General features: G+C 69.7%; 19 protein-coding genes. 7 read left to right on the forward strand and 12 right to left on the reverse strand.

Annotation, left to right across the window (positions count from 1 at the left end; translation table 11 throughout):
- Window positions 1–66: 66 nt before the first annotated feature.
- Both JIG36_RS30665 and JIG36_RS30670 read left to right on the forward strand, forming a co-directional pair.
- Window positions 67–1,068, forward strand: coding sequence for a cation diffusion facilitator family transporter (locus JIG36_RS30665; RefSeq protein WP_203379992.1), 1,002 nt, complete (start codon window positions 67–69; stop codon window positions 1,066–1,068).
- 11 nt (window positions 1,069–1,079) lie between these two features.
- Entirely contained in the window at window positions 1,080–2,159 is a 1,080-nt protein-coding gene (locus tag JIG36_RS30670; RefSeq protein ID WP_203379863.1) for a DUF3866 family protein, read from the forward strand.
- Here the strand turns inward: JIG36_RS30670 and JIG36_RS30675 are convergent.
- Both JIG36_RS30675 and JIG36_RS30680 read right to left on the reverse strand, forming a co-directional pair.
- Window positions 2,108–3,568: a GGDEF domain-containing protein gene (locus JIG36_RS30675; RefSeq protein WP_236048490.1), complete on the reverse strand. Its 1,461-nt coding sequence runs from the start codon at window positions 3,566–3,568 to the stop codon at window positions 2,108–2,110. The genes JIG36_RS30670 and JIG36_RS30675 overlap by 52 nt on opposite strands.
- A 60-nt stretch (window positions 3,569–3,628) precedes the next feature.
- Window positions 3,629–4,276 carry an O-methyltransferase gene (locus tag JIG36_RS30680; RefSeq protein ID WP_203379864.1) on the reverse strand — a complete coding sequence of 216 codons (648 nt, stop codon included), beginning with the start codon at window positions 4,274–4,276 and terminating at the stop codon, window positions 3,629–3,631.
- An 84-nt stretch (window positions 4,277–4,360) separates the two neighbouring features.
- Between JIG36_RS30680 and JIG36_RS54285 the strand changes: the two genes are divergently transcribed.
- The 3 genes from JIG36_RS54285 to JIG36_RS30695 are packed head-to-tail and all read left to right on the forward strand — an operon-like array spanning window position 4,361 to window position 6,524.
- Window positions 4,361–5,617, forward strand: coding sequence for an MFS transporter (locus JIG36_RS54285; protein WP_203379865.1), 1,257 nt, complete (start codon window positions 4,361–4,363; stop codon window positions 5,615–5,617).
- Window positions 5,618–5,627: 10 nt separating this feature from the next.
- Window positions 5,628–6,044, forward strand: coding sequence for a class I SAM-dependent methyltransferase (locus JIG36_RS30690; protein ID WP_203379866.1), 417 nt, complete (start codon window positions 5,628–5,630; stop codon window positions 6,042–6,044).
- 9 nt (window positions 6,045–6,053) lie between these two features.
- Window positions 6,054–6,524, forward strand: a complete 471-nt coding sequence (locus tag JIG36_RS30695; protein WP_236048491.1) for an HIT family protein — start codon at window positions 6,054–6,056, stop codon at window positions 6,522–6,524.
- On the opposite strand, the gene JIG36_RS30700 is transcribed toward JIG36_RS30695, so the two are convergent.
- On the reverse strand, window positions 6,434–7,489 hold the full coding sequence (locus JIG36_RS30700) for an RNA polymerase subunit sigma-70 (RefSeq protein WP_203379867.1): 1,056 nt from the start codon (window positions 7,487–7,489) through the stop codon (window positions 6,434–6,436). The two genes, JIG36_RS30695 and JIG36_RS30700, sit on opposite strands and share 91 nt — an antisense overlap.
- A gap of 80 nt (window positions 7,490–7,569) precedes the next feature.
- Here JIG36_RS30700 and JIG36_RS30705 point away from each other — a divergent pair, with 80 nt between their 5' ends.
- Entirely contained in the window at window positions 7,570–7,923 is a 354-nt protein-coding gene (locus tag JIG36_RS30705; RefSeq protein WP_307872973.1) for a nuclear transport factor 2 family protein, read from the forward strand.
- A gap of 549 nt (window positions 7,924–8,472) precedes the next feature.
- Here JIG36_RS30705 and JIG36_RS30710 read toward each other — a convergent pair.
- Both JIG36_RS30710 and pafA read right to left on the reverse strand, forming a co-directional pair.
- Complete coding sequence (locus JIG36_RS30710; protein WP_203379868.1) at window positions 8,473–8,646, reverse strand: hypothetical protein; 174 nt, start codon at window positions 8,644–8,646, stop codon at window positions 8,473–8,475.
- A 22-nt stretch (window positions 8,647–8,668) separates the two neighbouring features.
- Window positions 8,669–10,027 carry a Pup--protein ligase gene (pafA, locus tag JIG36_RS30715; RefSeq protein WP_203379869.1) on the reverse strand — a complete coding sequence of 453 codons (1,359 nt, stop codon included), beginning with the start codon at window positions 10,025–10,027 and terminating at the stop codon, window positions 8,669–8,671.
- 64 nt (window positions 10,028–10,091) lie between these two features.
- Here pafA and JIG36_RS30720 point away from each other — a divergent pair, with 64 nt between their 5' ends.
- Complete coding sequence (locus tag JIG36_RS30720; RefSeq protein ID WP_203379870.1) at window positions 10,092–11,033, forward strand: dTDP-glucose 4,6-dehydratase; 942 nt, start codon at window positions 10,092–10,094, stop codon at window positions 11,031–11,033.
- Window positions 11,034–11,211: 178 nt separating this feature from the next.
- Here JIG36_RS30720 and JIG36_RS30725 read toward each other — a convergent pair whose 3' ends face one another.
- The 7 genes from JIG36_RS30725 to JIG36_RS30755 form a co-directional block, all read right to left on the reverse strand.
- Window positions 11,212–11,961, reverse strand: a complete 750-nt coding sequence (locus JIG36_RS30725; RefSeq protein WP_203379871.1) for a TspO-related membrane protein — start codon at window positions 11,959–11,961, stop codon at window positions 11,212–11,214.
- Between the two features lie 74 nt (window positions 11,962–12,035).
- Window positions 12,036–12,896 carry a proteasome subunit alpha gene (gene prcA, locus JIG36_RS30730; protein ID WP_203379872.1) on the reverse strand — a complete coding sequence of 287 codons (861 nt, stop codon included), beginning with the start codon at window positions 12,894–12,896 and terminating at the stop codon, window positions 12,036–12,038.
- Between the two features lie 54 nt (window positions 12,897–12,950).
- Window positions 12,951–13,790 carry a proteasome subunit beta gene (gene prcB, locus JIG36_RS30735; RefSeq protein WP_203379873.1) on the reverse strand — a complete coding sequence of 280 codons (840 nt, stop codon included), beginning with the start codon at window positions 13,788–13,790 and terminating at the stop codon, window positions 12,951–12,953.
- Complete coding sequence (locus tag JIG36_RS30740; protein ID WP_203379874.1) at window positions 13,709–14,395, reverse strand: endonuclease VII domain-containing protein; 687 nt, start codon at window positions 14,393–14,395, stop codon at window positions 13,709–13,711. Before JIG36_RS30740 ends, prcB begins: the two co-directional genes overlap by 82 nt.
- Window positions 14,396–14,416: 21 nt before the next feature.
- Window positions 14,417–14,632: a ubiquitin-like protein Pup gene (locus tag JIG36_RS30745; protein ID WP_203379875.1), complete on the reverse strand. Its 216-nt coding sequence runs from the start codon at window positions 14,630–14,632 to the stop codon at window positions 14,417–14,419.
- A 99-nt stretch (window positions 14,633–14,731) separates the two neighbouring features.
- A complete protein-coding gene (dop, locus tag JIG36_RS30750) occupies window positions 14,732–16,249 on the reverse strand; it encodes a depupylase/deamidase Dop (protein ID WP_369076886.1) in 1,518 nt (505 codons plus the stop codon).
- A gap of 47 nt (window positions 16,250–16,296) precedes the next feature.
- Window positions 16,297–17,544, reverse strand: a complete 1,248-nt coding sequence (locus JIG36_RS30755; RefSeq protein ID WP_203379876.1) for an acyltransferase family protein — start codon at window positions 17,542–17,544, stop codon at window positions 16,297–16,299.
- Between the last annotated feature and the right edge of the window lie 7 nt (window positions 17,545–17,551).

The following is a 17,551-nucleotide window of genomic DNA, read 5'->3' on the forward strand; positions in this document are numbered from 1 at the left end:
CGCGCAGCGGAAAGGTAGGCCCGGGTGACCACCGCAGAGACACCGGACGAGCAGCTACCGGTCGGTCTGGCCGGCGCCGAGCCGCTCAGCCCATCCGATTCGCCGCAAGAGTCCGAAGGTTCGCAGAACGAGAGTGTCGGCACCGTCGTGATCGCGGGCCTGGCCAACCTGGCGATCGCCGTCGCCAAGCTGTTCGCCGGTCTGGTCTCCGGCTCGGCCGCCATGGTGTCCGAGTCGGCCCACTCGCTGGCCGACACAGTCACCGAGGTCTTCCTCTTCGTGGCGCTGCGCCGCGGCGTGCGGCCGGCCGACGAGGAACACCCGTTCGGGTACGGCAAGGAGAGCTTCGTCTGGGCGTTCATCGCCGCCGTGTTCACCTTCGTCGGCGGCGCCGGGTTCTCGATCTACCACGGCATCGAGACGATCGTCCACGGCGAGGAGATGGGCGCGTTCGTATGGTCGTACGTCGTCCTGGCCGTGTCGTTCGTGGCCGAGGGCACGTCGTTCCTGCGGGCCCGGCGTCAGGTCGCGGGCGCGTCGCGGCGCTGGGGTGTCAGCCCGTCGCGGTTCCTGCGGCTCACCCCCGACACCACGGTCAAGGCCGTCTATTTCGAGGACTCGGCCGCCCTGGTCGGCTTGGTCCTGGCCGGGGCCGGTCTCGCGCTGACCGAGCTGACCGGCAACGCCGTCTGGGACGGGGTCGCCTCGATCGCCATCGGCGTGCTGCTGTTCCTGGTGGCCGCGATCCTCGCCCGCACCAACGCGTCGCTGCTGGTCGGCCGGGCGGTGCCGCGCCGCGTGCACAACCAGATCGCCGCCGACCTGGCCTCGATCCCGATCGTGGACGCCGTGCCGACGCTGCTGACCATGCAGCTCGGCCCGGGTGACGTGCTGGTCGCGGCCAAGGTCGACTTCCGTGACGACGTCACCGGCGGCGAGATCGAGGCCGCCTCCGACGAGGCCGAGCGCCGGTTGCGGGCCCGCTTCCCCGGCATCCGGTACGTCTTCCTCGACCCCACCCGCGGCACGGCGGGCCGCAACCACGTCGACGGCGGGGTCGACCTATAGGGTTGGCGGCCATGGTGCGGTGGCGGTCGGGGACGGTCCAGGCGGTTCGGAAGCGGTGGCACGGCGCGGTCGAGCTCGACGTGGTCACCGGCGAAGGTCCGCTGCGGGCGCTGGCCTACCCCGCTCTGGTCGGCGAGCCCGAGCCCGGCGACCGGGTGCTGCTCAACGTCGGCGCGCTGGTCATGGGTCTCGGCACGGGCGGATACGCGCTGGTGGTCGCGCTGCCCGACCGGCTGCCGCCCGACCCGGTGGACGACGGCACCACCCGCGACTCGGGTCACCTGGTCAAGGCCCGCTACACGCCGCTGCAGGTCATCCGGCTCGGCGTCGACGAGGAGGCCTCCCCGCACCGCGAGGTGATGGCCGCCGCCGAGTCGCTTGACGGCATGCCGGTGGTGCTGGCCGACCTGCACTCCGCGCTTCCAGCCATCCTCGCCGGCGTCCACGATTCCCGTCCGGAGGCCCGGGTCGCGTACGTCATGACCGACGGCGGAGCGCTTCCCGCGTGGTTCTCGCGCACCCTCGACGGGCTGCGCCCCCACCTCGCGGGCACGATCACGACCGGTCAGGCGTACGGGGGTGATCTGGAGGCCGGCACCGTGCACACCGGCCTGCTCGCGGCGCGCCACGTGCTGCGGGCCGACGTCACAATCGTCACGCAGGGGCCGGGCAACCTGGGCACCGGCACGACCTGGGGGTTCTCCGGGGTCGCGCTGGGCGAGGCGGTCAACGCGACCGGCGTGCTGGGCGGCCGGCCGGTCGGCTCGCTGCGGATCTCCACCGGCGACGGGCGGCCCCGGCACCGGGGCGTGTCGCATCACAGCCTCACCGCGTACGGGAAAGTGGCCCTGACCCCGGCCGACCTGCCGGTGCCGGACGGCCTCGACCCGCTCCTGGCCGCCGAGATCGACACCGCGCTCGCGCCGCTGGCCGTGCGCCACCGCCTGCCTCGCGTCCGCACCGACGGGCTGGACGCCGCGCTGCGGGCGAGCCCGGTGCCGCTGTCGACCATGGGCCGCAAGCTCGACGAGGACTACGCCTACTTCGTCGCCGCCGCGGTGGCCGGCCGGTTCGCGGCGTCGCTGACCTGACTCCGGCCGTTCGACTTGGCCCGGTAGAGCGCGGCGTCGGCCCGCTCGAGCAGTTCCTCCGACGTCTCCACGCCGTCCCACACCGCCAGCCCGGCCGAGAACGTCTGGCCCAGCGGGGTCGCCCGGAGGGCCCGTTCCAGCACGTCGCGAGCCTCGGCGGCGTCCGCTCCGGGCAGCAGCGCGACGAATTCCTCGCCGCCCCAGCGCGCCAGGGTGTCCACGGCGCGCAGGTTGCCGTGCCAGGCCGCGGAGGCCGACTTGAGCAGCCGGTCGCCGGCCGGGTGGCCGTACGTGTCGTTGAAGTGCTTGAAGTGGTCGAGGTCGAGCAGCGCCACGCTGACCGGGCGGCCGTCGCGGCGGGCGTTCTCCAGGGCGCGGGGAAGCTCGTCGTTCCAGGCCCGCCGGTTGGGCAGCCCGGTCAGGTCGTCCTGCCGGGACAGCTCGCGCACCTGCTGGGCCTGCCGCTCGACCTCGCGCACCAGCTGCGCCATCCGCGTGACGACCAGCAGGAACAGCGCCGCCGAGCCGACCACGATGGCCATGCCGTTGTGCACCTCACCGTGGACGACCTGCACGGCCAGCAGGGCCGGGGCGATCAGTGAGGCGGCGGTCAGGAGCACCAGGTGCGCGCGGCCCAGCCGGGCCACGTCGGTGCCGGCCGGTGCGCCCAGCGACCGCACGTCGCGGTGCAGCGCGCCCACGCCGAACAACGTGAACGCGACCAGGAAGATCGACTCGATGGCCCGGTTGAGCCAGAGGATGTCCTCGACCGGGTAGCCCTGGTCGATCAGGTTGCCCATCACGACCCAGACCGTGTCGCCGATCAGGAACGCGGCCAGCGAGCCGGTGACCCACCAGAACGGGGCGCCGCGCCGGCCCCCGCCGCGCAGCAGCCGGGTCATCATGGCGATCATGACCAGGTCACCGATCGGGTAGGCGACCTGTGTCGCCTCGCCCAGCATGGTCATGTGGCCGCCCTCGGCCGACGGCGCGATCACGTAGACCCAGGCCAGCAGCCCGAAGCCGGTGGTGATGGTGGTGGCGTCGACCATGGCGGTCCAGTTGCGCCCGGTCTCGCGGCGCCGGATCAGCACGGCGATGCCGAGCGCGCAGAACGGGTAGAGCAGCAGGAAGAACGGGTCGGCCAGGGTGGGGATGTCGGACCAGCCCAGCACCTCGTCGGAGTACACGGAAACGCCGATGCCGGTGACGTTGGCGGCGATCCCGGCCGCGAACAGCCACCAGGGCAGGCGCTCACGGCGGGGCAGCCGGCGCGCGCCGATCAGGATCGCGGCGGCACCGGCGTACCCGATGCCCATCTGCCATCCGGCGGTCCACCAGGCGTTGTCGGGCAACAGCTGGTAGACGGCGATGGCCAGTGCGGCGGCCACCGCGAACACCTTCGACATTCCACCAAGGAGACCTCTCCCCGGTTGTCGTTCGGATCGCGCCGGGTTGCGAAGCGGTTGTTAACCCCGCTTGCGCACGAGCGTCACCCCGTCCCGTACGGGAAGCATCACCGACTCGACCCGGTCATCGGTGACGATGTGGTCGTTGAGGCTGCTGACCGCCACGTCGCTCTCGTGCACGGGTTCGAGGACGCGGCCGTCGCGCAGCACGTTGTCGATGACGATCAGGCCGCCCGGGCGCATCCGCGGCACCAGCTCGGCGTAGTAGGCGGGGTAGCCGGTCTTGTCGGCGTCGACGAACGCGAAGTCGATCACCGGCTCGGAGCTGAGGGCCCGCACCGACTCGACGGCCGGGCCGAGGGTGAGGCCGATGAGGTTGTCGAGGCCGGCGCGGGCCCAGTAGCGGCGGGCCATGCCGGTGAAGGTGTCGGAGACGTCGAAGGCCAGCAGCCGGCCGTCCTTGGGCAGGCCCCGGGCGATGCAGATGGACGAGTAACCGGTGAAGACCCCGATCTCGACGGCCAGCTTGGCGCCGGTGAGCCGCACGAGCATGGTCAGCAGTTCGCCCTCGTCGTGCGAGATCTGCATGCCGGCCTCGTCGGGGAACGCCTCGCGGGTCTCGGCGGCCAGGTCGCGCAGCACGTCGTCGGCCGGGGTGCAGTGATCGAGCAGGTAGTCGCTGATCGCCGGCTGGAGGATGTCGGTCATGCGCTCCACCGTTCCACAGTCTCTTACGTCTCACCGCCCCCCGTTGCGCTCGCGGAAAATACATAAGCGGCTTATGCTTCGGACGTGCTCTTTCGACAACCCAAAGCGGTCTTCGCCGTCGCCTTCGCCTGCGTCGTCAGCTTCATGGGCATCGGCCTGGTCGACCCGATCCTGCCCGCCCTCTCTGAGCAGCTGCACGCCTCGCCGAGCCAGGTCAGCCTGCTGTTCACCAGCTATCTGGTGGTCACCGCGGTCGCCATGCTCGGCGTCAACTGGGTGTCCAGCCGGATCGGCCCCAAGCGCACCTTGATCACCGGCCTGGCCGTCATCGTCGTGTTCTCGGCGCTGGCCGGCCTCTCCGGTTCGATCGGCGGCATCGTCGGCTTCCGGGCCGGCTGGGGCCTGGGCAACGCCATGTTCATCGCCACCTCCCTGGCCGTCATCGTGGCGTCGGCCTCGGGCGGGTTCGCGGGCGCGATCGTGCTCTACGAGGCGGCCCTCGGCCTGGGCATCGCGGCCGGCCCGCTGATCGGCGGCCTGCTCGGCGACATCAGCTGGCGGGGCCCGTTCTTCGGCGTCGCCGCCCTGATGGCCGTCGCGCTGATCGCCACCGTCACGCTGCTCGACAAGACTCCCCCGCCGCCCCGCAAGGTGGCCCTCTCCGAGCCGCTGCTCGCGCTGCGTCACCGGCCCCTGCTCACGATGTGCATCGCGGCCCTGTTCTACAACTGGGGCTTCTTCACGATGCTGGGCTACGCGCCCTACCCGATGGAGTTGTCCGCGATCCAGCTCGGCTTCGTGTTCTTCGGCTGGGGCCTGCTCGTCGCCGTCTTCTCCATCACCGGCGCGCCGTGGCTGCAGTCCCGCTTCGGCACCGCCCGCTCGCTCTACGGCGCGCTCGGCTCGTTCGCGGTCCTGCTGCTGCTGATCGGCCTGTTCACCGACGTACGGTGGGCGTTGATCACCTGTGTCGTCCTCAGCGGTGTCACCGTCGGCATCAACAACACGCTGACCACCCAGGCCGTCATGCTGGTGTCCCCGGTCGACCGCCCGATCGCCTCGGCCACCTACGGCTTCGTCCGCTTCATCGGCGGCGGCCTGGCCCCGTTCGTGGCCGGCAAGATGGTCGACCACTGGAACATCCACGTCCCGTTCCTGGCCGGCGCGGTCGCCGTCCTGCTCGGCGTGCTGGTGCTGGCCTCCGGCCACCGCATGCTGACCCGGGCCGACGCCCAGATGGCCGGGCACGGCGAACCCGAGGTGGCCGGCGAGATCGCCGACGAGTTCGGCGGCGCGCCCGACGTCATCGACGCCGAACGGCAGGCCTCCCGGGCTCGGTAGGCTTCGGCCCGTGCCGTCCTCCCGCATCCGCACGGCCGTCGAAGCTCTCCCCCTCGAACCGCACCACCGCGTGCTCGAGATCGGCTGCGGTCCCGGCGTGGCGGCCCGCCTGGTCGCGGCCCGCCTCGGCACCGGCCACATCCTGGCCGTCGACCGTTCGGCCGCGGCGATCGCCCAGGCCACCGCCGGTTCGGCCGCCGAGATCGCGTCGGGCCGGATGAGCGTGCGCCGGGTCGCCGCCGAAGACTTCGAACTGGCCGCCGGCGAGGAACCGTTCGACCTGGTCTTCGCCCTGCGGGTCGGAGCGCTGGACGGCCGTTACCCCGCGCTCGGCGAACGGGTCATGGCCCGTCTGCTCGCCGCCACCACACCGGGCGCGCGGCTCTTCATCGACGGCTCACCGGCGGGTTTGCGTCCGGCACGTTGAATGATCGACATGTTCAATCACGAGCCTCCCGGTTACGTCTGCCCGTTCTGCCGCTTGGTCGCGGGCGAGGACGACCCGGCCGGCGTCAACCTGCAGGACGACATCGTGCGGGGCAACGAGCTCGCCACGGCGTTCGTCGCACCCACCTGGTGGCCCAACAACCACGGTCACGTGCTGGTCGTCGCCGACGCGCACCACGAGAACCTGTACGACCTGCCGTCTCCGTACGGGCACGCGGTCCACGACCTGGTCCGGGAGGTGGCGGTGGCGATCCGGCGGACGTACGGGTGTGACGGCATCACCGTGCGCCAGCACAACGAGCCGAGCGGTTGGCAGACGGCGTGGCACTACCACGTGCACGTGTTCCCGCGTTATCCCGGCGACGACCTCTACGCGCTGCCGTCGATGCCCGGTTTTGTGCCCGCTGCTGCACGACTGCCGTACGCGGACAAGCTGCGTTCGTATTTCTCGTCTCTTTGAAAGCGGCCGTTCAGCGCGGCGTCGTGTCGCTCGAATCGGCCGTTCAGCGCGGCGTCGTGAAATCGGGCGATCGCGGCGATCCGGTTCCCGCGCAGCGTCAGGACGATGATCCCGGCCGGACCGTCCATGTCGGCCACGAACGCGGGCTGCCGGTTGGCGCCGGCGCGGATGAGCGTGAGCCCGCGCCCGGCCGCATATCCCAGGCTGAGAGCGAGGAATTCCCGTACGGCGTCCCGGCCGTGATATTCGTGCGGCGCCGGCGGCATGCTCAGCCAGACGTCGTCGGTGAGCAGCGCGACCACCGCGTCCACGTCCCCGCGGGTGAACGCATCGGCGAACCGGCGCACGACTGCCTCGTCAGGCTTCTCCGCCCGGCCGGACGGCACCGATGCCCGGGCCCGTTGCAGGGCACCTTTCACCGCGGTCTGGGTCGTGCCCAACATCTCGGCCGTCTCCCGCTGCGTGTAGCCGAGCACGTCCCGCAGGATCAGGGTCGCGGCCTGCCGGGGCGGCATCTTCTGCAGCGCGGCCACCAGAGCCAGCTCGACGGCTTCCCGCATCTCGTAGCGCGCCTCGGGCCCCGGCGCACGCTCCGGAAGGCCGTCCAGAAGCTCGTCCGGGTACGGCTGCAGCCAGGTGATCTCCCCTAGCCGCGTCGGCGTGGGCGGCGTGAACGGCGGCGTCGGTTCCTTAGGCCCGCTTTTTCCTGTATCTCGCCGCGCGTTCAGGCAGCGGTTGGTGGCGATCCGGTAGAGCCAGGTCCGCAGCGAGGCCCGCCCTTCGAACCCCGGCAGCCCCCGCCAGGCAGCCAGCATCGTCTCTTGAAGCAGGTCTTCAGCGTCGGTCAGCGATCCCAGCATGCGATAGCAGTGCACAAGAAGTTCCCGCTCGTACGGCCTCGTCAGCTCCCGGAACGCCTCGGAGTCGCCCCGCCGGGCCCGGTCGAGCACCGCCGTCACACCCATGGGAAAAATCTTGCCACGGCACCGTTCCGATCCGTCCCCCGCCGGTGTCTGTCTCAGCAAAACCTCGGTTAGGAGACACCGTGAGCGTTGCCCTCGAGACCGCCCTGGCCTACCACTCGTCGTGGGCGAACCATGACCTCGACCGCGCCATGACGTACATCGCCGACGACATCGTCTGCGAGGCCCCCGCCGGCCGCATCGAGGGCGCGGTCGCCTACCGCGCTTTCATGACCCCGTTCGTGGCGATGCTGAAGTCCACCACCATGCTGGCCACCTTCGGCGACGAGTCAACGGCCCTGATCATGTACGACACCAGCACAACCCTGGTCCCCTCGGCCCCCGGCGCCGAACTGCTGACGGTGGCCGCCGGCCGCATAACCCACAGCCGCTTCCTGTTCGACCGCCTACCGTTCGACCAGGCCCGCCGCGCTTAGCACATCCCGACCGCCACCCAGGCGTCATCCACAGCCGACCCCTTGTCCACAGGCATCCCCGTCCAGCCCCTCAAAGATCAGCAATTCCCTCTAAAATGGGCCAGGGCGGGGGTCCCCCGGTCGGGCGGGCCCTGTTTTGATCACGATCATGATCGTAGGCCCGAACCACACGGCCAACGCTCCACCGGGAAGACCCCGTCGTCAGCGCGGGCGCGGCCGCCGGCCCGGACCGCACGCCACCGCCCTAACGCGACGCCTGACCCGAGCGCGACCCCGACCCCGGCCACCCGGCCGGACCACACGCCAGCTCGGAAGCCCTGTCGTGCGTACGCCAACTCCAACGCGGCGCCTGATTTGAGCGCGGCCACGATCGTCGGTTTTGGGCGCAACCACTCACGCACGTCGCCGTGGTGGGTTTCGCGTTCTGGACGCGCCAGCGGCCAGCGAAAGCCGCCGCGGCCCTCGGCGTGAGCAGCGGTCCGCACCCACCACCCCGCTACGACATCCGCCTTTGACTTCGGCTCTTGATTCTTCGCACGGCCCGGCCGATCACGACGTCAGGATCAGGACCAGCCAACCGATCAGGATCACGCCCAGGACCGCCGCCAGCACCCACGTCGGCACGCGGTGGCCGCCCTCGCGGTTGCGCTGGATCTCGGCCCGGATGCGGTCACGCCGCCGGTCGGCACGGCTCAAACGTTCGGGCTGCTGGTCGGGCCTCATGACCCGACCAGCCTAGCCTCGCTCACATACTTGCGATCAACCGTTCCACGCGTTCGTCGTAAGCGCGGAACGGATCCTTGCAGAGCACTGTCCGCTGAGCCTGGTCGTTGAGCTTCAGGTGCACCCAGTCGACGGTGAAGTCGCGCCGCTTCTCCTGGGCGTGGCGGATGAACTCGCCGCGCAGGCGGGCCCTCGTGGTCTGCGGCGGCGTCTCCTTGGCCTCGAAGATCTCCAGGTCGTTGGAGATGCGGTCGACCTGCTTGCGCTTCTCCATCAGCGCGTAGAGGCCGCGGCCCCGGCGCACGTCGTGGTAGGCCAGGTCGAGCTGGGCGATGCGCGGGTGCGACATCGGGATCTCGTGTTTGGCCTGGTAGCGCTCGATCAGCTTGTACTTCGAGACCCAGTCGATCTCGCGGGACACCGGGTCGAGGTCGCCGCTCTCGATCGCGTTGAGGACCCGGCCCCACAGTTCGACGACCCGCTTGGCGGTCTGGTCGCCGCCGCGCCGCTCGACGAACTCGGTCGCCTTGGCCAGGTATTCCTGCTGGATCTCGAGCGCGCTGACCTCCTTGTTGTTGGCCAGCCGGATCTTGCGGCGGCCGGTGACGTCGTGGCTGACCTCGCGGATGGCCCGGATCGGGTTCTCCAGGGACAGGTCGCGCATCACCACGCCGGCCTCGATCATGCGCAGGACGATGTCGGCGCTGCCCACCTTGAGCAGCGTCGTCACCTCGTTCATGTTCGAGTCGCCGACGATCACGTGGAGGCGGCGGTAGCGCTCGGCGTCGGCGTGCGGCTCGTCGCGCGTGTTGATGATCGGGCGGGACCGCGTCGTCGCGCTGGAGACGCCCTCCCAGATGTGCTCGGCGCGCTGCGACAGGCAGAACACCGCCCCGCGCGGGGTCTGCAGCACCTTGCCGGCGCCGCAGATCAGCTGGCGGGTGACGAGGAACGGGATGAGTACGTCGGCGAGCCGGCCGAACTCGCCGTGCCGCGACACGAGGTAGTTCTCGTGGCAGCCGTACGAGTTGCCGGCCGAGTCGGTGTTGTTCTTGAAGAGGTAGATCTCCCCCGCGATGCCCTCGTCGTGCAGCCGTTTCTCGGCGTCGACGAGCAGGCCTTCCAGGATCCGCTCGCCGGCCCGGTCGTGGGCGACCAGGTCGGTGACGGAGTCGCACTCGGGGGTCGCGTACTCGGGGTGGGAACCGACATCGAGGTAGAGGCGGGCGCCGTTACGGAGAAAGACGTTGCTGCTGCGTCCCCAGGACACCACTCGGCGGAACAGGTAGCGGGCCACCTCGTCCGGTGACAGCCGCCGCTGCCCCCGGTAAGTACACGTGACTCCGTACTCGGTCTCGAGGCCGAAAATTCGCCGTTCCATGACGAAACACTAGCCGCATAAGCCACCCATTGGCAGTCACCCGACGCCGGTAGAGTCGTTACGGATGGACGTTCTTGTCACCGGCGGAGCCGGCTTCGTCGGCTCACACTTCGTGCGCGCCACTCTGGCCGGCACCCTGCCGGGCCTAGAGGGCGGCCGCGTCACCGTGGTCGACAAGCTGACGTACGCGGGAAACTTCGACAACCTGGCCGAGGTCGCGCACGACAAGCGGCTCGATTTTGTGCCCGGTGACGTGGCCGACGCGGACCTCACGGCGGCCCTGATGCGCAAGCACGACGCCGTGGTCCACTTCGCGGCCGAACGCGACGCGACCACCAATGTGCTCGGCACCGAGGTTCTGCTCGACGCCGCCCTGACGCGCAACGTGGTCCGATTTGTTGTGGTTTCAGACGGTTCGGTGTACGGGGATGTCTCGTCCGGCGCCAGCACCGAGCGCTCACCGCTCAACCCCACGACCCCGTACGCGGCCACCAAAGCGAGCGCCGACCTGCTGGCCCTCGCCTACCACCGCACCCACGGCCTGCCGGCGACGATCGTGCGCCCGAGCAACACGTACGGCAGCCACCAGTATCCCGACAAGCTCATCCCGAGATCGCTGGCCCGTCTCCTGTCGGGCCGCACGGTCCCGCTGCACGGCGACGGTTCGGCGGTCCGCGACTGGCTGCACGTCTACGACCTGACCCGGGCCATCGCCATGATCCTGACCGACGGCCGCCCCGGCGAGATCTACAACGTCGGCGGCAGCGTCGAGCTGAGCGACCGCGACCTGACCGCCCTGCTGCTCGAACAGTGCGGCGCCACCTGGGACAGCGTCGAGCAGCGGCCCGCCCCGGCCGGCCACGACGCCCGCCACGCCCTCGACGACGACAAGATCCGCCAGGAGCTGGGCTGGCGTCCCCGCGTCGAGTTCGACGCCGGCCTCAACACGACGGTCCGCTGGTACCGCGACAACCACGCCTGGTGGCAGCCCCTGCCGGCCGATTAAAAGACCAAGACCCACACGGCAGACGTACGCAACGTCAACTCCCCCAGCCGCACCCAGGCCGAACCGTGGGTTCCTCGCGACGCCGTAGCGGCGAACGGCCGTAGCGCGGCCGCCGGGACGTTCCCGGTGGTCACCCAGCCGTCAGCGCAGTGGGAACCAGCCACGCGCCCCGGCCTCGTCAAGTGACATTCCCCTGACGACAGGCCGCGCCCCCGCAAGCGGAGACAGCAATCGCACCCGCCGCGGCGGCCAGCCGCACGGCCCGCGGGCGCCCACGACTCAGCGCCGTCGTAGCGAGGCCCCACGCGGCCGTCAGAGCGAACGGAACCCCGCCCCGGCGGCTCCGGACCACCGACGCCGAAACAGCCGTGGAGGCGGCAATCAGGGCCGCTGTCGACGCCGCCACGTTTCGGGGCGACGACTTCGGCGCGCCGGACGCCACCGCGCCGGCCGCCACATTGACGACACTGGCGAGAGCCGTCCAGCCCAGCAGCAGCCCGGTGCTGACCGGGGTGGCCGCGGCCCAGCCCGAAGCTCCGGAAACCCGCTGGACCCGGCCGTGCGCGGCCGCGGCGAAAGCGGTCGCCACCGGCAGAAGATATGGGGTCAGCGAGAACCGGTCCGTCTGCGCGGCCACCGACCAGGCCGCGTTGACGGCGTAAGCGCCGGCCAGCGGCCACCCGGTCCGGCGGCTCACCGGGTCTCCCCGGCCACCGGGAAGGCACTGCCCGACGGTCGAGGTGGCACAACTCGCGAAAATCGGGCCCCACACGGCGAACGCGTAGTCAGGCGGCGTGATCACAGTGTCGTAGCGGTCCGTCTGCTCCCCGCGCCCCAGCAGCGCACCCAGACAGGGCACGGCCACGAAGGCGGCACACGACGAGGCGAGAGCGAGCGAACGGGCACGGTCTTTCCGGCGAGCATCCATGCCGGCGGTATACCCAGCGACCCCCGTGACCGGAACCCTCGGAACGCGAAGCCCGGGGTTCCGGTCACGGACGGTCAGGAGCCGTCGCCGTTGACGCCGTCGGACGGCTCGGCCGCGTCGGTCGCCTCAGGCTTGTCGGCTGCGTCTTCCTCGGCCGCGGCCGACACCGTGGGCTTGTCAGTAGCCGGCGGCGGCGGAGCGGCATCGACGTCACCCAGGTCCTTCTCGGGCACGTCCTTCTCGCCCTCGAGCAGCGTGGTCAGCGCCGCCCCCTGGATCCGCCGGAACGCGCGGCCCTTACGGCGCCGGTCGAGCACCGCCACCTCGAGCTGCTTGGCGTCCAGGCTGCGGGTCTGGCCGTTCTCGCCGCCCACACTGCCCAGCGCCTCGGCCGCCAGGTGCAACGCCGACTTGAGGTCAGCCGCCGTGTCGTGCCGCTCGCGCAACACGTTGGCGATCGCCTCGGACTGCCCGCCCATCGCCATGAAACCAGGCTCGTCCATGACCGAACCGTCGTACGTGATGCGGTAGAGCTCATCGGTCTCGGGCGACGAGCCGACCTGGGCGATGCAGATCTCCACCTCGTACGGCTTCTGCACCTCGGTGAAGATCGCGCCCAACGTCTGCGTGAACGCGTTGGCCAGGAACCGCCCGGTCACATCACGACGGTCGTAGCTGTAACCGTTGACATCGGCCATCCGGATGCCGGCGCGGCGCAGCGACTCGAACTCGTTGTAACGCCCCACGGCCGCGAAGCCGATCTTGTCGTAGATCTCGCTGATCTTCCGGAGGGTGGTGATGTTCTCCGCGACCAGGAGAATGCCACCCTCGTACGTGAGCACCACGGCGGAGCGGCCGCGGGCAATGCCCTTACGGGCGTACTCCGAGCGGTCACGCTGAACCTGCTCGGGTGATGCGTAGAACTGCATGGCCACGGGTGGCTACTCCCTCTCGTCCCTGGTGAATTCGGCTGCGGATGACAACCGGACTCAGCCGCCCGGATTTTCCATGCGCCCGGCGACCACCTGCTCGGCCACCGCGGTGATCTCGGCCTCGGACAGACGGTGCGTGCCGTTCGCGGTCGCCGACATCACCACCGGGAAGATCTTGCGGGTGAGGTCGGGACCACCGGTGGCGGTGTCGTCGTCGGCCGCGTCGTACAGGGCCTCGACCGCCAGCCGGACCGCGTCGTCGGTACTCAGACCCGCCCGGTACTTCTTCTTCAACGCCGACTTGGCGAACAGCGAACCCGAGCCGATCGCGTCGTAGCCGGTCTCCTCGTAGAGCCCGCCCGCCACGTCGAAGCTGAAGATGCGCCCCACCTTGGCCGGGTCGGCCGGCGACAGGTCGAAGCCCGCGAACAACGGCACCACGGCCAGGCCCTGCATCGCCGCGCCCAGATTGCCGCGCACCATGCCGGCCAGACGGTTCGCCTTGCCGTCGAGCGAGAGCATCGTGCCCTCGATCTTCTCGTAGTGCTCCAGCTCGACCTGGAACAGCCGCATCAGCTCGATGCCGATACCGGCCGTGCCGGCGATGCCGATCAGCGAGTACGAGTCGGCCGGGTGGACCTTCTCGATGTCCCGGCTGGCGATCAGGTTCCCCATCGTCGCCCGCCGGTCACCCCCCATCACCACACCGTCCGCGGTCGCGATGGCCACGATCGTGGTGCCATGCGGAGCGATGTCGGCCGACAGCCCCGGCGGCAACGGCCGGCGGCCCGGAAGCAGCTCAGGAGACACGTGGGTCAGGAACTGCGTGAAGGACGACGTTCCCGCGTTGACGAAGAAATCCGGTAGACGCCCGGATGGATCAAAGTCCTTTGGCACGTGGTCCCCTTCAGGTATTCGATCGCGCCGGTCAGGTAGTCAAGGTTGTCCCTGAACTGGCCCAGACCGCCGTTGCAGTTGAAGCACAATATCCCGCGCACCTCACCGGTGCGATGATCGTGATCGACGTGTTGGGGGTCGGGCGCGCGGCAGATCGCGCACACCCCGAACTGCCGCCACAACAACTCGTCGAAGTCAGCCTGCCCGATGCCGTAGCGATGCCGCAGGTGATACTCGCGGGTGCCGCCATAGAGCCGCTGCTTCGTCTCGCGGCCGCGAGCGTTGTGGCACGGCTTGCAGTATCGCCCGCGCCCGCCGGTGTCGTTCTGGCTGCGGGGAAAGTCGGTCAGCAGCTTCGTCTCCCCGCAGTCGGGGCAATATCGCTGCCCCTCGGGCACCTCTCGCCGGGTCTGGACCTCTCGGCCGTACTTCTCTTGCAAACGCTTCGCGTAGCTGGCTTTCGACCTGACGTTAAAACACTCTTTGCAATAGCTGCGGCGACCATCGGGCCGCTTGCTGTTGGCACAGAAGAGATCGAGCGGCTTCCACTCGCCGCAATCGCGACAGCGGCGCCGCCCGTTCTCATCGTCATTCAGCCGGGGCATGTCCGTTTTGCCAGCTATGCCCTACTGACCCCCTTTTTGTACGTATCCGCGCACAAATTCCTCTGCGTTCTCCTCGAGAACGGAGTCGATTTCGTCCAGCAGGTCGTCGACGTCCTCAGTGATCTCGGCGTGCCGCTCGGCTACCTCAGGGTTGGCTTCAGTAGTGGTCTCATCGATCTGCTCGTCCTGCCGGCCCTTGCCCGACTGCGACTGCCCGCCGGTGTCCCGAGTTGCCATCGGTTTCCCCCTTCTGCGCCACCCGGAGCCTGCGGCAACGGGTTGAGAAAAATCTACCTCGCGCCTGTGACAAAACGCCCCGCCGGTCCGGGTGTTTTCTCAGCGGCTGGTGATCACTTCGAGTAGGTCCTTGGCGCTCTCGCACTTGTCGAACAGCGCGCCCACGTGCTTCTTCGTCCCGCGCTCGGGTTCCATCATCGGAACCCGGACCAGGGACTCGCGGCCCACGTCGAAGATCACCGAGTCCCAGCTGGCGGCGACCACTTCGGACGCGTACTGCGCGAGGCAGCGGCCCCGGAAATAGGCCCGGGTGTCTTCCGGCGGCTCGGACATGGCGAGCTGGGTGTCAGCCGGATCGAGCAGCGTCTTCATCGAGCCCCGGGCGACCAGGCGGTGGTAGAGGCCCTTCTCGGGGCGCACGTCGGCGTACTGCAGGTCGACCAGCTGGAGCTTCGGCGACGACCAGGCGAGGTTTTCCCGTTCGCGGTAGCCCTCGAGCAGCCGCAGCTTGGCGACCCAGTCGAGCGTGTCGGCGCATTCCATGGGGTCGCGGCCGAGTTTGTCGAGGGTGTCTTCCCAGCGGTCGAGCACGTCGCGGGTCTGCTCGTCGGCGTCGTCGCCGGAGCGTTCGTCGACGAAGGCGCGGGCCCGCTCGTAGTAGGCCCACTGCAGGTCGAGCGCGGTGAGTTTGCGGCCGTCGCGCAGCCGGATGAGGTGTTGCAGCGAGGGGTCGTGGCTGACCGACTTGAGTTCGCTGACCGGGTCGGCGATGCCGAGGTCGCCGCTGAACACCTTTTCTTCGATCATGTTGAGCACCAGCGCGGTGGTGCCCATCTTGAGGTAGGTGGCGATCTCGGACAGGTTGGCGTCGCCGATGATGACGTGCAGGCGGCGGTATTTGTCGGCGTCGGCGTGGGGCTCGTCGCGGGTGTTGATGATGGGCCGCTTGAGCGTGGTCTCGAGGCCGACCTCGACCTCGAAGAAGTCGGCGCGCGAGGAGATCTGGAAGCCGGCGCCGGAGCCGTCCTGCCCGAGCCCGACGCGTCCGACGCCGCAGAAGATCTGCCGGGTGACGAAGAACGGCGTGAGGTGGGCGACGATGTCGGCGAACGGCGTCTGCCGGCGCATCAGGTAGTTCTCGTGGGACCCGTACGAGGCACCCTTGTTGTCGGTGTTGTTTTTGTAGAGCTGGATGCGGTGGGTGCCGGGGATGGTCGCCGCGCGCCGGGACGCCTCCGCCATCACCCGTTCGCCGGCCTTGTCCCACTTGACGACGGCGAGCGGGTTGGTGACCTCGGGGGTGCTGTATTCGGGGTGGGCGTGGTCGACGTAGAGACGGGCGCCGTTGGTCAGTATCACGTTGGCCAGGCCGAGGTCTTCGTCGGCGAGGGCGTCGGCGGGGTCGTAGGCGGCCCCGGAGTAGGTGAAGCCACGCGCGTCGCGCAGCGGTGATTCCTCTTCGTAGTCCCATCGGGCACGGCCGCCGCGGTTGAGCTCGGGCCGGGCGCCGTACGCGTTGACCACCTGCGATGAGGTGACCATGGGGTTGGCGCCGGGCTGCCCGGGGACGCTGATGCCGTACTCGACCTCGGTGCCCATAATCCGTCGAACGCTCATGCGACCACCCCGCCCGCCACGTTGCCCCTGCTGCTCATGTATTGAGCCTAGACGCTCTCGCGGGTGTTCTCGTCCCGCCGGGTGCGCGTCGCGGCACGCTGGGTTGCCGGATTCGGCCGGGGTGCGCGATAAGTATCGATCTTGTGCATCAGCCGCCGGCCCAACTCCTGCCCGGGCTGTTCCACAATGCGGTATGTCAGGGCGGCCAGTCCGAGGACCGCGATGAGGTACGCCAGCCCGGTAAGCAGGGCGATCGGCGCGGGTCGCGTCCCGCCATCCGGGATGATTCGCGGCAGAAGGAACAGCACGACGACGTGCAGAAGATACAGCGAGTAGCTGATTCGGCCGAGCCCGGTGAGGGCGCGCGGCATCGGCCGATGCCTCAATACGTACGCGATAAGGAAAATCGTCGCAACCGCGCACGTGTTGGCGAGCCAGTTGCGCTGTGTCCACTGCGCACCGACGAGGCTCACCGCGACCACGGTGAGGGCGGTCAGGCTCGCCACGCGGCCGCTCTGCCCGTGTTGCCACCGGTAGATGACGGTGCCGGCGAACATGACGGCGAGCAGCAGCAGGGCCTGGGAGGATGATTTGACGGTGCCGGCGGCGGTCGGGTGGCCGTTGAGGGCGGGCACGAGCACGAAGCCGATGCCGAGGGCGCCGGCGGGCTTGTCCCGGCCCAGGAGGACCAGGGTCAAGATCAAGAGCATTCCCAGCGCCAGTACGGCGGCCAGGACGCGACGGCCGCCCGGGGTGTTCCCGAGCAGCGCGTCGGGCAGCGACAGCCACGCCGTCAGGGCGAGCGCGACCGCGAACCAGGCGCTGTGCCGGTGCCACCGCCACGCGAACAGTCCCGCCGCGACCAGGTAGAACACCATCTCGTAGGTGAGCGTCCAGAAGACCCGCACCACACCGCGGACGCCGACCAGGTCGGGCATCATCGTGACGTGGGCGAGCAGCCCGGCCCCGGTCTCGGCGCGCAGCGAGGCCGGCCAGTGCAGCAGGCCGGCCGCCGCGAGCAGCGCGAACAGCGCGATCGTCACCAGGTAGGCCGGGTAGACGCGGAACAGCCTTCCCACCCAGAACCGGCGCAGGTCGCCGTGGCGTTCCAGCGACATCGGGATGACGTACCCGCTGACCAGGAAGAACAGCAGCACGGCGGTCTTGCCCAGGTCGATGTGGCGCATGACCGCGAGGTGCGCTTCGTTACCGATGACCTGCGGGCTGAGGTGAAAGAGCACGACCGTCAGCGCGGCCAGCCCGCGCAGGGCGTCCAGCCAATCGAGGCGCTTCATGAGTGGT

The sequence above is a fragment of the Paractinoplanes ovalisporus genome (genome assembly GCF_016834655.1).
Taxonomy (GTDB): Bacteria; Actinomycetota; Actinomycetes; order Mycobacteriales; family Micromonosporaceae; genus Actinoplanes; species Actinoplanes ovalisporus.

Excerpts from the sequence above, each read along its gene's own strand:
- JIG36_RS30670 (WP_203379863.1), top strand. The coding sequence starts at position 1,080 with ATGGTGCGGTGGCGGTCGGGGACGGTCCAGGCGGTTCGGAAGCGGTGG.
- JIG36_RS30675 (WP_236048490.1), bottom strand. The coding sequence starts at position 3,568 with ATGTCGAAGGTGTTCGCGGTGGCCGCCGCACTGGCCATCGCCGTCTAC.
- JIG36_RS30680 (WP_203379864.1), bottom strand. The coding sequence starts at position 4,276 with ATGACCGACATCCTCCAGCCGGCGATCAGCGACTACCTGCTCGATCAC.
- JIG36_RS30695 (WP_236048491.1), top strand. The coding sequence starts at position 6,054 with ATGTTCAATCACGAGCCTCCCGGTTACGTCTGCCCGTTCTGCCGCTTG.
- JIG36_RS30700 (WP_203379867.1), bottom strand. The coding sequence starts at position 7,489 with ATGGGTGTGACGGCGGTGCTCGACCGGGCCCGGCGGGGCGACTCCGAG.
- JIG36_RS30710 (WP_203379868.1), bottom strand. The coding sequence starts at position 8,646 with ATGAGGCCCGACCAGCAGCCCGAACGTTTGAGCCGTGCCGACCGGCGG.
- pafA (WP_203379869.1), bottom strand. The coding sequence starts at position 10,027 with ATGGAACGGCGAATTTTCGGCCTCGAGACCGAGTACGGAGTCACGTGT.
- JIG36_RS30720 (WP_203379870.1), top strand. The coding sequence starts at position 10,092 with ATGGACGTTCTTGTCACCGGCGGAGCCGGCTTCGTCGGCTCACACTTC.
- JIG36_RS30725 (WP_203379871.1), bottom strand. The coding sequence starts at position 11,961 with ATGGATGCTCGCCGGAAAGACCGTGCCCGTTCGCTCGCTCTCGCCTCG.
- JIG36_RS30740 (WP_203379874.1), bottom strand. The coding sequence starts at position 14,395 with ATGCCCCGGCTGAATGACGATGAGAACGGGCGGCGCCGCTGTCGCGAT.
- JIG36_RS30745 (WP_203379875.1), bottom strand. The coding sequence starts at position 14,632 with ATGGCAACTCGGGACACCGGCGGGCAGTCGCAGTCGGGCAAGGGCCGG.
- dop (WP_369076886.1), bottom strand. The coding sequence starts at position 16,249 with ATGAGCGTTCGACGGATTATGGGCACCGAGGTCGAGTACGGCATCAGC.
- JIG36_RS30755 (WP_203379876.1), bottom strand. The coding sequence starts at position 17,544 with ATGAAGCGCCTCGATTGGCTGGACGCCCTGCGCGGGCTGGCCGCGCTG.